General features: G+C 50.8%; 17 protein-coding genes. 9 read left to right on the top strand and 8 right to left on the bottom strand.

Features of this window, described 5'->3' with window-relative positions; all coding sequences use genetic code 11:
* Positions 1-17: 17 nt before the first annotated feature.
* From V3U24_09880 to V3U24_09870, 3 genes are all read left to right on the top strand, one after another.
* A complete protein-coding gene (locus V3U24_09880; protein ID MEE9167749.1) occupies positions 18-314 on the top strand; it encodes a hypothetical protein in 297 nt (98 codons plus the stop codon).
* Positions 307-861, top strand: coding sequence for a hypothetical protein (locus V3U24_09875; protein ID MEE9167748.1), 555 nt, complete (start codon positions 307-309; stop codon positions 859-861). The genes V3U24_09880 and V3U24_09875 overlap by 8 nt, the downstream gene beginning before the upstream one ends.
* A gap of 553 nt (positions 862-1,414) precedes the next feature.
* On the top strand, positions 1,415-2,473 hold the full coding sequence (locus tag V3U24_09870) for a PDDEXK nuclease domain-containing protein (GenBank protein MEE9167747.1): 1,059 nt from the start codon (positions 1,415-1,417) through the stop codon (positions 2,471-2,473).
* A gap of 747 nt (positions 2,474-3,220) precedes the next feature.
* Here the strand turns inward: V3U24_09870 and V3U24_09865 are convergent.
* From V3U24_09865 to V3U24_09840, 6 genes are all read right to left on the bottom strand, one after another.
* The gene (locus V3U24_09865) at positions 3,221-3,898 is read right to left on the bottom strand and encodes a Swt1 family HEPN domain-containing protein (GenBank protein MEE9167746.1); all 678 of its coding nucleotides are present in this window, start codon (positions 3,896-3,898) and stop codon (positions 3,221-3,223) included.
* Between the two features lie 326 nt (positions 3,899-4,224).
* The gene (locus V3U24_09860) at positions 4,225-4,443 is read right to left on the bottom strand and encodes a hypothetical protein (protein MEE9167745.1); all 219 of its coding nucleotides are present in this window, start codon (positions 4,441-4,443) and stop codon (positions 4,225-4,227) included.
* Entirely contained in the window at positions 4,440-4,679 is a 240-nt protein-coding gene (locus tag V3U24_09855) for a hypothetical protein (GenBank protein MEE9167744.1), read from the bottom strand. Before V3U24_09855 ends, V3U24_09860 begins: the two co-directional genes overlap by 4 nt.
* A 517-nt stretch (positions 4,680-5,196) precedes the next feature.
* Positions 5,197-5,370, bottom strand: coding sequence for a hypothetical protein (locus tag V3U24_09850; protein ID MEE9167743.1), 174 nt, complete (start codon positions 5,368-5,370; stop codon positions 5,197-5,199).
* The gene (locus V3U24_09845; GenBank protein MEE9167742.1) at positions 5,367-5,795 is read right to left on the bottom strand and encodes a PPC domain-containing DNA-binding protein; all 429 of its coding nucleotides are present in this window, start codon (positions 5,793-5,795) and stop codon (positions 5,367-5,369) included. Before V3U24_09845 ends, V3U24_09850 begins: the two co-directional genes overlap by 4 nt.
* 23 nt (positions 5,796-5,818) lie before the next feature.
* Positions 5,819-6,496, bottom strand: coding sequence for an SOS response-associated peptidase (locus V3U24_09840; GenBank protein MEE9167741.1), 678 nt, complete (start codon positions 6,494-6,496; stop codon positions 5,819-5,821).
* 158 nt (positions 6,497-6,654) lie between these two features.
* Here V3U24_09840 and trxA point away from each other — a divergent pair, with 158 nt between their 5' ends.
* Positions 6,655-7,479 (top strand): thioredoxin, encoded by an 825-nt coding sequence (gene trxA, locus V3U24_09835; protein ID MEE9167740.1) that lies wholly within the window; start codon positions 6,655-6,657, stop codon positions 7,477-7,479.
* Positions 7,480-7,566: 87 nt separating this feature from the next.
* Here the strand turns inward: trxA and V3U24_09830 are convergent, their stop codons facing one another.
* Together V3U24_09830 and V3U24_09825 are read right to left on the bottom strand one after the other, a co-directional pair.
* Positions 7,567-8,700 carry an aminotransferase class V-fold PLP-dependent enzyme gene (locus V3U24_09830; protein ID MEE9167739.1) on the bottom strand — a complete coding sequence of 378 codons (1,134 nt, stop codon included), beginning with the start codon at positions 8,698-8,700 and terminating at the stop codon, positions 7,567-7,569.
* Positions 8,697-10,241, bottom strand: coding sequence for a radical SAM protein (locus V3U24_09825; GenBank protein ID MEE9167738.1), 1,545 nt, complete (start codon positions 10,239-10,241; stop codon positions 8,697-8,699). Before V3U24_09825 ends, V3U24_09830 begins: the two co-directional genes overlap by 4 nt.
* Before the next feature lie 96 nt (positions 10,242-10,337).
* Between V3U24_09825 and V3U24_09820 the strand changes: the two genes are divergently transcribed.
* The 5 genes from V3U24_09820 to V3U24_09800 all read left to right on the top strand — a co-directional run bounded on the left by V3U24_09820 (position 10,338) and on the right by V3U24_09800 (position 15,433).
* Positions 10,338-11,321 (top strand): DUF1028 domain-containing protein, encoded by a 984-nt coding sequence (locus tag V3U24_09820; protein MEE9167737.1) that lies wholly within the window; start codon positions 10,338-10,340, stop codon positions 11,319-11,321.
* Positions 11,314-12,456 (top strand): threonine synthase, encoded by a 1,143-nt coding sequence (locus tag V3U24_09815; GenBank protein MEE9167736.1) that lies wholly within the window; start codon positions 11,314-11,316, stop codon positions 12,454-12,456. The genes V3U24_09820 and V3U24_09815 overlap by 8 nt, the downstream gene beginning before the upstream one ends.
* A 490-nt stretch (positions 12,457-12,946) precedes the next feature.
* Positions 12,947-13,201: a hypothetical protein gene (locus tag V3U24_09810; protein ID MEE9167735.1), complete on the top strand. Its 255-nt coding sequence runs from the start codon at positions 12,947-12,949 to the stop codon at positions 13,199-13,201.
* Between the two features lie 61 nt (positions 13,202-13,262).
* Positions 13,263-13,688, top strand: coding sequence for a rhodanese-like domain-containing protein (locus V3U24_09805; protein MEE9167734.1), 426 nt, complete (start codon positions 13,263-13,265; stop codon positions 13,686-13,688).
* Between the two features lie 308 nt (positions 13,689-13,996).
* Positions 13,997-15,433: a Na+/H+ antiporter NhaC family protein gene (locus V3U24_09800; protein MEE9167733.1), complete on the top strand. Its 1,437-nt coding sequence runs from the start codon at positions 13,997-13,999 to the stop codon at positions 15,431-15,433.
* The last annotated feature ends 12 nt before the right edge of the window (positions 15,434-15,445 follow it).

Raw genomic sequence — 15,445 nt, 5'->3', positions numbered from 1 at the left:
TTGAGGAGGAACAGACCGTGTCTGAATATCCATCTTCAGTGATCACGCAGGATAGCAAGGGTAATAAGGAAGTGAGACTTCTCCTTGATAGAGGTAAATTTGTCCGCTATCGATACCTGGATTCCGTTACGGGAAAAATCGCTGAAAATGAAAAGATGTCCATCCTTTTGAAGAATACGGAAGGGGAGGAAAAGCATCTTTACATAATCCCTCTGCAGCCCGGCAGATCGCTTGTTATCTGGCCGAAGGGTGGCGAGAAAAGTCGCAGTGTATGGAACAGTGAGACGGGAAAAGAGGAAGCATTATTTGACTGACCGCTCTTATTTCAGAGTCCCCCTTATTATCGTTTTGTTAACTGGGTGTCTTTTCGGGCAACGCTGGGACGTGACGCTTACCTCAGGACAGACCTACGCGAATGTCCGCATAGACGATGTTCACGATGGCGCACTCCTCTTCCAGGTGGATTTCTACCAGGTCTCGGTGCCTGTGGATGCCATTGCTCAGGTAAACTACCAGAGTCAATTCGGGCTTCATTTGTGGGGTTTTCTTGGAGGGCTGGCAGGAGGTTACGCGGGTTATCTTTTGGGGAAAGTGTTTGAAGAGAAGATTTTTGAAATGCCTTTAGAGCCCCGGGAAGATCCCATCGTGTTATTTCCCACCGCGACGGGTACCGTACTGGGGACTGTTTTCGGAGCGGATTTTGCCCGGCAAACGGGAAGGGCCATAGATAGAAGGGAGTATGATCTTTCCTCGATGGCGCCGGAGGAAAGACTAACGACCATAGAGTATATTCTGAATGATTATCACCGACCCTTTTTCCTGAGATTCTCCCCGCATTTTTTGTTGGCGTCCCGGCCATAAACGATGGGGAAGAGGCAACATCTAATTAATTGGGTAATGGATTGGGTAATATGGAGACAGTCAATGACTAAAAAAGAATCATGACCAGACTGGTTCTTATTGCGGCACTCGTTGTTTTGATTCTTCTGTACATGAACCGCAGCAGGGTGAAGGCAACGGCATACAACGTAAGATCGTCCCTGCAAAACCCTGTTCTACGGACACAGTTGTTGAGAAAGATTTTCTTCGCACTCGGCCGTCTGGCAAGGTTGGGTATATTCAAACGAATTTTCAGACCATGATGCAGCCTGATGCTATCCCTGTTTTCTAATGAATTGGGTGATGCCAGCACGCATCTGAATTGCCGAATATTGTCCGAACTGGAGAGCTACAGCGGGTTTCAGTTGTTGCAAGATTTGCAGCAACCGCCACGTTAAGGTTCGGGATTATTTCACAGCGATTTAAGATGGGAATACCTGCAGGGATGGGCCTGAGCGACCGCCGGGCAAACTTGAGCTCACGAGAGTAAAAGACGAGTATGACGTCCAAAAAGAAATCTAAGGGAACCGAAATAGTGAAACAACCTGTTGCACAATTGATAGAGCCACCTGTCGGCTATGCCGAATTATTGGAAGATCTGAAAAAGCGAATCAGAACCGCACAGATAAAAGCTTCTCTTTCCGTCAATAGAGAGTTGGTCTTACTCTATTGGGATATTGGCCAAAGGATCCTTCTAAGACAACGGCAGGAAGGGTGGGGAACAAAAGTTGTTGCTCGCTTGGCTGCAGATCTGAAGAATAGTTTCCCCGACATGACAGGATTCTCACCGCGCAATCTTAAGTTCATGAGAGCACTAGCAGAAGCTCACCCTGATCGATCAATTGTGAAACAGCTTGTTTCACAAATTCCTTGGGGACACAACATACGCATTATACAGACGGTAAAGGATGCCCACGAGCGGGAGTGGTACATCCAAAAAACCATTGAAAACGGCTGGAGCCGAAACGTACTTGTGCACCAGATTGAAAGTGGGTTGTATCAGCGACAAGGGAAGTCTATAACCACGTTTGAGCGGACGTTACCTGCTCCGCGATCTGACCTCGCTCAGCAACTAATCAAAGATCCCTACATATTTGACTTCCTGACCCTGTCGGAAAAGGCAACTGAGCGAGATCTTGAACGGGGCCTTCTCGCGCATCTGCGGGAATTCTTGTTGGAATTAGGTGTTGGATTTTCATTTGTGGGCAGTCAATATCATCTGGAGGTCGGTGATCAGGACTTCTACATTGATCTTCTCTTCTATCATCTCCGTCTGCGCTGTTTTGTGGTTATTGACCTCAAAATCGGAAAATTCAAGCCAGAGTACGTGGGTAAAATGAGCTTTTATCTGTCTGCTGTGGATGAGCAGTTAAGACACCCTGACGACCACTCCAGTTTAGGTATCATCTTATGCAAGAGTAGAAATAAGATAATCGTGGAATACGCATTGCGCGATACGGAGAAACCAATGGGAGTAGTAACATATAGGCTTACAGAAGCAATGCCGGATAATTTGAAAGAGAATTTACCGACTGTTGAAGCATTAGAAGAGGAATTAGCGAAAGAAGAAATTGAAAACAGACATGAGGATTGACCAGCTGCACCGATGTCAAAAAAAGGATGGAGTGGCCTTTCCTAGGGGACGGCGTACTTCGGCGAAACGGGTGTCAATGGGGCATCAAAGGGGCAACAAAGGCGACAAACCCGCCACAAACACGACATAGAGCCGCCAAACTCCCGCTTGAGGTAATATCTAATTAGTTAGGTAATCTGGATGGAGACAATCTATGACTAGGAAGGAAGTGGAATCGGCACAATCGCTGGTAAAGGAACTCTGCCTTCCTTCATCTCGATGTTCCAGAAATCCTACATGTCTCTCTCAGTGAGTATTACACTGAGGTCGTCTGCAGGAACAAGTAGAAGGAAGAACATATCAGATCGGATCTTGTGTGTCTTTCCGACGGCACGCTTCCCGGAAACATTTGTTCCTCTGCTAGTCGATATGTTGGCGATTATCTTGCCATTTAAACTGACGGCATCGAATTCGAAAACGCCACCCGATGATAACCGGGCGCTCATATGATGAAAAGCTTGTCCATATTGTTTCGACACCCATTGTTTGCGAACCCAGTCCTCTACTTCTAATTGAACTCGAGTGTCGGCCACTTTGTCAGTTCACTTCAAGAACTTATCGGCCTAACGGCGAAGCTCAGTTGCCTGCGGTGAACACAATATGCATTCAATCGACAGGCATCAAACTTCTTTTATCTCCAAAACAGTCAATATCCGCCTATCGACGCAGGTGAGTTGGAGAAGTTGTTGGGCATTGCATGAAGGATTTCTATGGAATCGAGTCCTTATGCGACTTGAGGAGTTCAACCCAATCATGAAAATATAGCTCGATCCTTTTAAGGTCAGTTTTGTTAACTGGGTTATGATGAGCCAAGATATTTCGTGGATGTTGCAGTTCATCCAGTTTTTGGGTAATCCAAGAACGTGATGGAAATAGGGATTTGAAATCTTCCCAGTTTCTCTCAATGATAGCTCTAAGATCCCCAAAGTCAGAGTAGAAGATTTTGTGCTGGCCTCGTTTGCCGTGCCACGGTTTCCTTTCTTCCTTTTCTATTCTATCGGATACTTTTCTCCTGAGACGTTTTGACACTCTGTTCTCCCACCATTCTTTTCCGTGCTTTCTATCCATAATTCGCCTAACGACTATTCTAAGTGAATTCTCTAAGACGTAATAAATTGGATAGATTTTGGCCATTTCCTTGGCATCACGGGCAACTGACGATGACATAAATGCATCAACCTCAGGTAATGCACCTTCTAACCTAATCCTGACTGGCGTTCGAATAGACGACCGCTTACTTTTTTGAACACTCCTAGCTCTGACTGCTAGAGAAGAATTGCGAGGGATTAAGCTTCTAACACGCCGAACCATCAATGGCTCTAGAAACTTGGTCAAATCCAAGCCTTCTTGGTGAGCAATAACATATGTTGCTTCCTCAGTCGACATCGGGCCATGGCCACTCTTCATCTTCTTCACCCTCTGTGAAAGACGCTGTGGGGTGACACTAAGGCGCTCCAAGAGAGCGGTTCTCAGACGTCGGTTTGTTACCATCGACTAGGAGTTCCTTTCATTTAGTCCTTCTGGCTAAACTTGCGGATTTTTCGAGAGGGGAACATCCTACTCACCGCGCTCCGATCAATTTGTAGTGCTGTTCCAATTTCTTCTTGCGTCGCTCCGCCTTTAAGCAACAAAAGTATAAGGAGACGCTTTATGGAATCTAATTCTCGTTGAATAGGATCACTAACCTGACTTTTTGCCACTTTAGCCATGCTCTAGCCCCTTTTTTCCCTTTTGCGCATTGCAGAGAGTGCAACACGGACAGTGTTAGGAGTAGTCCCTAGGATCTCGGCGATTTCCTTCGGTTGAAAGCTGGCGTTGCTCAATAGCATGATTTGTTCTCGTTGCTTCTTGTCTGCAACAAGGGAATGCGCCGCCAGACGGACCAACAGATCCAGCTTCCGAGAGATCGTCTTGAAATGGTCGTCAGTCATGTGTTTGCCTCCTTGCGTTTTTTACGTTTCTTCATTTGGGAAAGTGTCGCTGTGACGTAGTTGGTCGACTTGCCCAGAATAGACGCTACTTCTGACGGCAAAAGTCCGAGCCCAGCAAGATGTTGGATCTTGGCAGTTGGCCGAGCTGCCTCAGAGCCGCCCAAGGTTTCCAAGTGAAGGGCAATCAGAATGTCGAGGCGGCGAACTACCTGTTTGAGTAAAATATGATCTTGCATTTAATCCCCCATTTTTGCGTTACTAATGCACGGACAAGCACAAATGCACTTTAAACAAATAGTTATTACAATAACATTACGCAATTAGGGCAGTCTTTTTTACAAGGCGTTGGAAAACCCCTGTATGGCCAAAGCAGGAAGTGACGTGATCGGAGCAGAGGACCTAGCCTGAAATGAGCGTCTAGGATGTCTGCGGCGTGCATCCAACGAACCTCTTCGAAGACTAATCAGCCGTTGATGAAAGAGAACTTGTGTGAAAGTTATAGAAGGCAGATAAGGTCTGCTTTAAAGATAGAGTCTTCTAACACATCTTATTGGCAAGGTAACCATATGAAGCTGTGGGCCCGATTTCTTTTCCTAACTGCTATATGTCTTATTTGATAAAGCGTGGCGAGGTGCCGGGATAAGTGAACTGCCTGTACTGAAACCTCCCTCTGCAGTAAGACTACCGATGAGTTGAATGACAATCAAGAGCGAAATAACGACAAGGCCGTAACATTCAGCCCTCGGCAACCAGTCACCAGTCCCGAAGGACCGGAATCTCCTCTACGCTCAACTCCGCTCCGAATGGCAGTGGGCAGTCTACAGCGGGGGAACCCGCTGTATCGGGAGAGGGATTGAAACTCAATGGCGGGGCCAACAACGAGTTTACACCCCATCCGGCTAACAGCTCAGCGTTGGCGATTTTCATTCTAAAATTGTCCATAAAGGGAGACCGGTCTGTGCGTCAAGACCCCTCTCAAAAACCGGACCCTCAAAAGATTCCAGTATCAATTCACATGCGAAAACCACCGTTCCTGGAGCGAGATGTCCACCATAAGTTTTTCCTGTCTCGTCTGCCAATGTGATGTGGGCATGGACAAATGGTTTTCCATCCTTAAGTGAAACATTACCGACAAGTTTGGTGATCTCAAGGGACTGATCTACCATCAAGAATTCGTATTCATGCGTTTCTTGGTTGTAGAAGGCAAGACGGGCCCTCTGAACTGCACCCAGTGCCTCCATGCGTCCAATTTGAACTTTTTCCTTGCGGCAAATGTCACTGATCTCTTCCAATAAGTCACAGCCTTGACTTAGCTTGCCCATGAACAGTGCTCTCGGTTTAACCTTTTTCATAATTGACATGTCTATACTTCCTTTCAATAGCGCCCCCTCACCCGCTGAATGCATTCGGGGGAATTATTTCCCGGTGAATTGACAAAGTTAGACACCGGAAAGATTTCCAGCTGTCCCTCGTAGGGTTTCAGCAACGTTATTGCTTCATTGGGACGGTGTTCATCCGTCCGAAGCCATAGATCCAGATCTGACGTTTGTAAAATGACCGGCATCCGGTTGTGGATGGACTCTAACTGCGAGTTCGGTTCCGTTGTAATAATGGTATAGGAACGGAGCTCGTCGCCCTCTGGACTTGTCCAGATATCCCATAATCCCGCCATGGGAAGTATCCCTCCATCAGGATCGTGGATGTAGTGCGGAACCTTTGACATCCCCTCCTTCTTCCACTCATAGAACCCGTCTGTGAGCACAACGCAGCGTCGCCTTGGGACAAGACGTCGAAAGGATGACTTTTCCATAACGGTTTCAGCTCGCGCGTTAATCATTTGGGAACCCTGGGGAATCTCCCCGGCCCAGGAAGGCACCAGTCCCCAACGCATGAGCTTGACGTGGCGATCGCCATTGGATAACAGGATTGGTGATGTCTGGGTTGGAGCTATGTTATAGCGGCGGGAGTAGTACTCTTCCTTCTCCCAATGCTTGATGGTGAAAACCTCCTTCATGAAAGGCAGGTCCAGCGTCAGGGTCGTTCTACCACACATTTTGTACCCTCCAAAAGCCGCCCCGCCGATCTGAATGGGATTCAAAACAAAGGGTGGTCATAGTATTCGCTGTAAGTCAATTCGTGATACGATACACCGGGAATTTCTGCTTTTCACATAAACTTAACTCTGCAGTAAATTTTGGACAACTCAGAGTTATGTATCTTGATAAGGAACCCATAGATTTTCAGGCGGACGTCGTCGAGGCGAGCCGATCTCGACCCGTGGTGGTGGACTTCTGGGCGGCCTGGTGCGCTCCATGTCGCATTCTGGGACCGATCCTTGAGAAGCTGGCGGGGGATGCCGGGGACTCATGGACGCTCGTGAAGTTGAACACGGACCTTCAGCAGGAGATAGCCGCACAGTACAAGATCCGTGGTATCCCGGCGGTGAAAATGTTCCTGAACGGAGAAGTGGCTGGAGAGTTTGTGGGCGCACTGCCGGAGACCCAGGTTCGCCAGTGGTTGAATGACCACTTACCCGGTGCGGCCAAAGAGGCCCTGGCAGTGGCTGAGGGGGCTCTGAAAAAGGGGGATACCTCTACCGCCATGGTGAAGGCCCGGGAGGTTCTCGATAACGGGGATGTAGATCCGAATCTGGAGAAACAGGCCACCATTATCCTCGCCGAAGCGAGTTTTCCCACCGATCCTGAGGAAAGCAGGAAACTTGCCGCCCGGTTTGAGAGCGGGGACCTGTTTTTCGACAGAGCGGAGGTGGTATTAACGCGATACGATCTGGAGAAAGGGGAACTGCCCGAAGATGAAGATTCTCTCGCCCGCAAGCTTTACACCGAAGGCATCAAATTATGGCGTGCCGGCAATCGGGACGAAGCAGTGGAAAAACTCATCGAGTCCCTCGGGGAAGATCGCCGTTGTATGGACGATGCTGCACGAAAAGCTATTATCGGAATTTTTCACATCCTGGGGGAAGAACACGAAACCACCCTGAAGTACCGTCCCCGGTTTGCGTCAACCCTCTTCTGAACTGGTCTTCCCTGCCACAAAGACTCATAGTCACGAAGAAATGGTGTTTCGTGTCTCACTGGCCCAGACTCAGCAACTCTCTCTAATCTAGAGAACCGCCTCAAGCACGTCAAACAGTCGATCGATATCACCCTCGTTGTTATACAGGTAGGGGGAAACGCGTATGCAGTCACCCCGGACACTGACGTAAACTTTCTCTCTTGAAAGGCGGGCCGGAAGTTCTTCAGGCACTCCTTGCTGGAATCGCAACCCCAATAAGTGCCCGGCCCTCAGGTGCCGAGGCGATACGGCGAGGTCAAGCTCACGGGCTCTCTTACTGATCATATCTGTCATTCGTGACAGGGTCTCGGCAATGCGGGGAACTTGCCATTGAAGGATTTGCTCTAACGCGGCTACCGCGAGGGGCATGAGGGTAAAGTTGCTTCGTTCCCCCACGTCGAAACGTCTCGCTCCCGGCTGATACTCGCTCGAATAGTTAACCAGGTTTGCGAAGTCCTCACTGTTTATTCGGCTGATCCAGTTGTTCTCAAGAGGACGGCCATTCTGATGAGGGGGAGCGACGTACAGGAACCCGGTGCTGTAGGGTCCCAATAACCACTTGTACGCGGCTGTCACCATGAAATCAGGCTGAACCGAATTCAAGGGTAACGGGAGGACACCCAGGGACTGGGTGACATCCAGGACCAATGCCGCATCAACCTCCCTGCAACGATCACCAACCTTCTCAAGATCGATGAGGGTCCCGTCCGTCCAGTGACAGTGGGGCACGGCAACGACGGACATCGTTTCGTCGATGGCAGAAAGGAGAGCCGTGGTCCAGTTCCAGTTCTCCGGGCGCGGAACGGTGATTATGTTCGCCCCCTTTTCCCGGGCCAGCTCTTTCCAGGGATAGACATTGGATGGGAACTGTTCCGACAGGACCACGATAGAGCTATCCCGGGGGACGTCAACGTTGGCAGCGGCAACGGCCATGCCGTAGCTTACTGCAGGGATGATGGCGATATCAGGGGCTTCGGCGCCCATAACCTGGGCACATAATTCTCGAGCGCGATCGGACGCATTAAAAAAATCCCCTGGCGTGATACGCCATGGAAAAGCTTTCAGGGCCGTACTTTCCCTACCCGCGTTAGTGACGCTGCGCAACTGAGGGGACATATAGGCACAATTGAGGTAGGCAATATCATCAGGGATATCAAACAGGTGTCTCTGGCAGGGGATCACACTGCTACCGCCGCTTCCCCCCGGGCGAAGGAGCAGTTAAAGCAAGAGCAGTTTCCGTTGAGGTTACCAAGAAGCCACTGCTCTCTTCGTCTAGTGTCGCGTTTTAGAGCGATCCTTAGGGGATCACGATCATAAAAACCGAGCCCTAGTGTAAGACCATTCCAGGCACTCGCTGCCCCCTCTTTCAATAGACGCTTGTAGAAATAGCGTGGGTAGTGTTTGCGAACGTTGTTCTTTGCGAGAAGGAAGAAATTGTGGTACCGTTTATACATCTCAAGGACAATTCTGTTGATTTCTTCGGGAGAGAGATGGTAGCTGCGGGAATTTGCTTTCGTTCCCATATACCAGGAAAAATCATGGCGATTGACCACCAGTCCCATCTTCAATGTTTCCTCCCTCAGTTCCGTCATAGGCAGTGGTGTAGGATTGAAAAATAGGGGCCCATCCACCTTGAGTTTCTTGAGAAAATGAAAATTCTGCCATATGGATTCTTCGGTATCTTCCGGATTCCCCACAATGGTGGCTCCCAGAACGATAATCCGGTTCTCCCTTAGATAGGCAACGGCCCTTTCCGTCCGGTCAAGATTCACCTGATTATCTTTCCTGAAGAACTCAAGATTTCCATCACTTGCATTTTCTATGCCGAGAAAAACAGTCTTAAACCCCGCCTTTCCCATCTTGTCCACAACTTTTTTGCTGCTGGATATGCCTCGTACGCTGGCCTGAATAATGTAGTGGATGTGGTTCAATTTGGAGGCAATGATGGCATCGCACACCTCTTCCAGGTGTCCCATGTTGAGAGTGATGTTGTCGTCAACCATGAAAATGGCTTTGGCTCCACGTGCTTGAGCATCGCCGATGTCCTGGATGATTCGCTCTATGGGGTAACGCCTGAAGGTTCTGCCGTACATTTTGATGATGGTGCAGAAGCTGCAGTCGAAGGTACATCCCCGGGAGGTCTCAATCACATCACAAGGCCGGCCCCACGCATGGTAACCGAACAGTATTCGGGACGTTCTGTCGGGAAGTGCTATCTCCTCCAGGTTCAGATTCCCGGCGGCAGGATTATGGATGAATTCGCCATTCGCCTTGTAAGATAGGCCCGGAATATCCGCTAAATCTTGTTTACCTTCCAGGGCACGAATTAGGTTCCGGAATGTTTTCTCCCCCTCATGTCGAACAATTAAGTCAATGTACTGAGATTCCTCCTCCGGAATGTTTTCGTAGCAGAGCGTTGGGTGATATCCTCCCAGCGCAATCCGGACGGTGGGGTCAAGTTCTTTCGCCATTTTTGCGATCCGAATTGCGGTATCGTACTGGAAGCTAAAACAGGTCAGACCCAGCACATCCGGGCAGAAATCTTTGAGAAGCCGAGCCAGATATTTCTTGAGATTCCCCCTGCAAAGAACAAGATCGGCGATGGCGACTTTATGTCCTGTTTCGAGATTTCCTGCCAGAGATGAAAGGGCAAGGTTAGGGATTCTGGCACCCTTAATGAATGCCATAATAGCATTTGGCATGGACATCAACAATATTCTCATTCTGCCCCCCTCGTTGGAAGAGCGAGACGCAATATAAGGCATTTGTGGGGGCCGGGCAATAATGGGTAACTTTTACACCAACGAAGGGAGGATACCATGAGTCGACAGATTCTTTCATTCACATGCCTTGTTGCCGTGACCACCACCGTTGCCATTTCCCAGGAAATGCCTTCCCGCCCCGTGAGTACCTATTCCATTGTGGCTCTCGATCCGGAGACGAAGGAACTGGGAGTTGCGGTGCAGAGTCACTGGTTTTCTGTAGGATCCGTGGTTCCGTGGGCCGAAGCCGGAGTAGGAGCAGTGGCCACCCAGTCCTTCGTAAAGGTAGACTACGGACCTGATGGTCTGAGCCTGATGAAGGAGGGAATGACGGCTGGGGAAGCCCTGGCAAGACTCCTTTCCGAAGATGAAGGAGAGGCGGTGCGACAAGTGGCAATGGTTGATATTCGGGGTAACGTGGCGGTGCATACGGGAGACAGGTGCATCGAAGCAGCGGGCCACCAGGGTGGAGACAACTATTCCGTTCAGGCAAATCTGATGGAGAAGTCCGCCGTATGGCCCGCCATGGCAGAAGCCTTTGAATCGGCAGAAGGTGATTTGGCTGACCGGATGATGGCTGCCCTGGAGGCGGCAGAAAGTGAAGGGGGTGACATCCGGGGACGTCAATCGGCCGCTATGTTGATTGTCAACGGCACGCCCACAGGGATTCCCTGGAAAGACGTTGTGATGGATCTCAGGGTGGAGGATCACCCGGAGCCTCTGAAGCAATTAAAGCGACTGATCCGGATACACCGGGCTTATGACCATGCGAACAAGGGCGACCAGCTGTTGGAGAAGGGTGATATCGAGAGCGCCCTGAAAGAGTACGATGCGGCCGCCCGGTTCTACCCGGAGAACATAGAACTACCTTTCTGGAGCGGCGTGACGTTAGCCAGCAGCGGCCGTCTTGACGAGGCCCTTCCGATATTCAAATCCGTGTTTGGAAAAGATGACCGGTGGCGCCAACTGACCCCGAGACTGGTGAAGTCAGAGCTCCTACCTGACGACCCCGAGATGATGGAGGCCATCCTTAATCAATAGTCCCGCCCGCGACACCGCGCTTGTCTGTACGTTCTGCGGGAACGATTATTCGGGCGGTGATCCTCCTACTCTCTGCTCATGCGGGCACCCCCTTCAGGTGGAGATCATCTGGCCAGGAAAACTCCCAACACGCGAAGCTATCGATATCAATCTGTCTTCCCTCTGGCGCTATGAGTGCGTACTGTCTCCCACAAGCGAGGAGCAGAGGATCACCCTTGGCGAGGGGTGGACCCCATTTATTGAAGCGGGTGACTACAGGGGCATTTCTCTCTGTTTCAAGGACGAAACCAAGAATCCTAGCGGCTCCTTCAAAGATCGCGGTATGGCCGTGGCCATTTCGAAAGCAAAGGAATATGGAGTAAAAGAAATATGTCTCCCTTCAGCAGGGAATGCGGGCGTTGCGGCGGCAGCCTACGGTAGAGAGGCCGGTGTTGTCTGCCACGTCTACCTGCCGGGAAGAATTCCCCATGCCTTCGTGAAGGAGACGGAAAATTACGGTGCAGATGTGAGACTCGCTGGGAACACGCTCGCAGAGTCCGCATTGAGGATGCAGGAGGAAAAAGAAGCAGCCTGGTTTGATCTGTCAACTCTGAGAGAGCCGTTCCGGGTGGAAGGAAAGAAGACGCTAGGGTATGAGATCGCGGAGCAGTTGGGTTGGCATTTCCCGGATGTGGTGATATATCCCACTGGTGGAGGTACAGGCCTCATCGGCATGTGGAAGGCATTTAACGAAATGAGACGCCTCCATTGGGTTGAGGATGAACTCCCACGCATGGTGGTGGTTCAGTCCTCGGAGTGTGCCCCGGTTGTGAAGGCGTTTGTTGAAGGGCGGGATCGATGCCAGCCATGGAAGAAAGGCCACACCGCTGCCCTCGGCCTAAATTCACCTGATCCCATTGGAGGATCATGGATGTTGAAGGTACTGCGGGAAAGCCGGGGGACAGCGGTCATCGTGAAAGAAGCGCTCATTCAATCTGCTCTGGACGAAGTGGCACAGGCGTCGGGAACAAATCCCTCCCCGGAGGTGGGAGTGGCGTGGCTGGGATTCCAACAACTTACCGGGAGTGGATGGATTCGACCAGGGCAAAAGGTTGTGATTCCCGTTACGGGAAGTGGGGAAAGATATGGGTTGTAGGTGTTAGCCCGCATTTCTCACCACCAAATCTACTGCAACGGAGTGTAATGCTTACGACAACGGCGACCCGATAGCTATCGGGATGTACTCGACGTACTGTCTAGTACACCTCCGTCAATTTTTCTCTGTAGGCCTTGTATTCATAAACGTCTCCTCTCCCAACGCGTCGGGACTACGATCTATGGTGAGAAAAGCGGGTTAGAGTGTTTCCCGGGGGGACTCCTTCGGAGAAGTATTAAGGTGTTGAAGGGGTAAGTTATGGAAGGGTTTAATTGGCGAAAGGGGATCGTGGCTTCGGTGGCTGCCTGGGTGGCGGGCCTCGTTAGCGTTTCTTGTATTATTTGGAAATCCTGTTTCCCAACGCATTGTTTTTTCAGGAGAATTCGGTCAGAGCGAGAAACGTCTGAATATGTGGAGGCGGCTTGAACCGCTGCTGGCGATCACCCCGTTTCGTGATGATCTCGCACAGTAGACGGTTAAGAAACTCGCAGTGATGCTTCTACTTTATCTGTGGTCCCTGGGTCTGGTGAGTCTCTATGCCTTTGTGAGTCCGCAATTGACGGAAAAAATGGGCAGGAAAGTTCTGATCTTCGGAGCGATTGTATGGCTCACATTCTTTTTCTTCGAGGTATTTGCCCCCTTCAATCTTCTTGGAGAACCGTTTCTCCTTGTCCGTTATGAACTTCTCCTTGAAGCCATCATCGCTCTGGCGTTCGCCTGGATGGTTGTGACACTTTATCATTGAAGAGGTGTATTTCTTTGATAGAGTGTGGTAAATTATTTGTTAAATCTTTCACGAGGTGTTTATGAGAGCAGGTATTATCGCGATTATCCTGATGGGCATCGGAGCTTTTGTTGCCTGCCAGACACGCGCTACGATTGGGAAGGAACCCGTCTACGAAAACATCACGCCGGCCCGGCTGAAGGAGAGGCTGGAGAGAGGCGAAGATCTCGTGCTATTGGATGTACGGTCACCTAGGGAGTTCACGGGTCCCCTTGGCCACCTGGAGGGAGCCATTCTTATTCCTGTACGAGAATTGGAGGAGCGAGTGGGCGAGCTAAATGATTACAAGGACAAGGAGATTATCGCGTACTGCCGTAGCGGGAATCGTAGCCGGACGGCAGCCACACTTCTTTCGCGCCACAGTTTTCGTGTGACTAACCTACTAGGTGGCATGAAAGCGTGGAATGCGTCCATGAACGCTCCCGCAGAAGATCAGAAAATGGATTAGTCGGAGGGATCAACCCCATGCCCATGTACGATTACTATTGTAATAAGTGTGGTCGAACGTTTGAGGAGCTTCTCACGAACTGGGATGACGACAGGGAAGTGGTGTGTCCTGACTGTTCTGCGCGAAATCCAGAGCGGCTCATGGGAGCTCCGGCCACGATGGGTGTGTCAGCACCGAAATCTTCGTGTCGATGCGGCAGGCGACATTCGTCAGCCGGTGGCTGCTCTCACTGCACCTAGTTTCTAATCCTAAGTCTTCCTATGATCCATCTCCACTCACCACTCACCACTCGCCACTAACCATTTCCCGTGGAAACATACGGCATCTGGTCGTTACTTCCCCCTGTTGGCGCGCTGGGGCTCGCACTGTGGAAAAAGCAGATCTATCCTGCCCTCCTGTTTGGTGTCTGGTTGGGGTGGTGGGTATTGGAGGGGTGGAATCCCTTCACAGGTCTCTGGTCCACGGCGGAGTCGCTGGTTTCGGTCTTTAGTGATGCGGACAATACGCGCATCATTTTTTACAGCTTGTTGGTGGGCGCCACGTTGACGCTCATGAGCGCCACAGGAGGGGTAGAAGGATTCGTAGGCTGGTTGGACCGGCGAAACTGGGTGAAGAGCCGGCGGCAGGCCCAATTGGTTCCGTTTCTTGCGGGTGTGCTGATCACGGTTGAAAGCTCTATTACGGCCCTGGTGGCGGGTACCGTGGGGCGGCCGCTCACGGACCGCCATGGTGTGAGCAGGGAAAAGCTCGCTTACATTTGCGACTCCACCTCCGCTCCCATCTGCATATTGGTGCCCTTCAATGGTTGGGGAGCTTACATCATTGGACTGCTTGCCGTGCAGGGAGTGGATGGACCGGTAGCAGTGCTTCTTCGGAGTGTAGTGGTGAACTTCTATCCCATGGCTGCAATTCTGATCGTACTTATCTCCATTGTTCGACCATGGGAATTCGGTCCTATGCGTGAGGCGGAACGGCGGGCCCGAGAGGAAGGAAAACCGTACGCTGATGGCGCCCAGCCCATGCTGGCAGATGATGTCATAGATGTGAAGCGGCAACCCGGATTGACGCCGAGGGCTCGAAACCTCATCATGCCTGTTATCACCATGGTGGTGACAATCGTGATCGGGATCTATCTTACAGGGAGGCGGAGTGCCGGACCGGGAGCTGATCTTTGGGACATCGTTCAGGCAAGTTCGGGGGCGACGGCCGTCTTCTGGGCAGTTATCATGAGCCTCGCGGTGCTTGCTCTGTTCAACCTGGGACGAGGAAGGATGAGTTCCGGCGATTTCTTGAAGTTTATATTCAAGGGGATGGGCGGTATGATTCCTGTGGTGAGCCTGCTGATTCTTGCTTTTGCCCTGGGGGATACCGTTCGTCAGCTCGGGATGGGTGAATACGTGGCGGGTCTCATGGAAGGTGTGGTTCATACGAAAGTGGCTGTGGCAGGACTCTTTTTGATCGCCTGTTTTGTCGCTTTTGCGACGGGAACCTCGTGGGGGACATTCGCCGTGATGGTGCCCATTGCTGTTCCCATGGCAACTGCACTGGGAGGAAGTATTCCCATGTTTCTGGCGGCGGTGTTGGGAGGGGGCATCTTTGGCGACCACTGCAGCCCCATTTCTGATACCACTATCATCTCTTCCATGGCATCGGCCTCTGATCACATGGATCATGTCCGCACGCAAATTCCCTACGCCTTGATAGGTGCTGGGATTGCCTCCTTCCTGTATCTCCTGGTGTCATAACAGCTGGTCTTG

It is taken from the genome of Candidatus Neomarinimicrobiota bacterium (assembly GCA_036476315.1).
Classification (GTDB): domain Bacteria; phylum Fidelibacterota; class Marinisomatia; order Marinisomatales; family S15-B10; genus JAZGBI01.
Note: the sequence above shows the minus strand (reverse complement) of the source record. Positions and strands in the feature narration are given on the sequence as shown.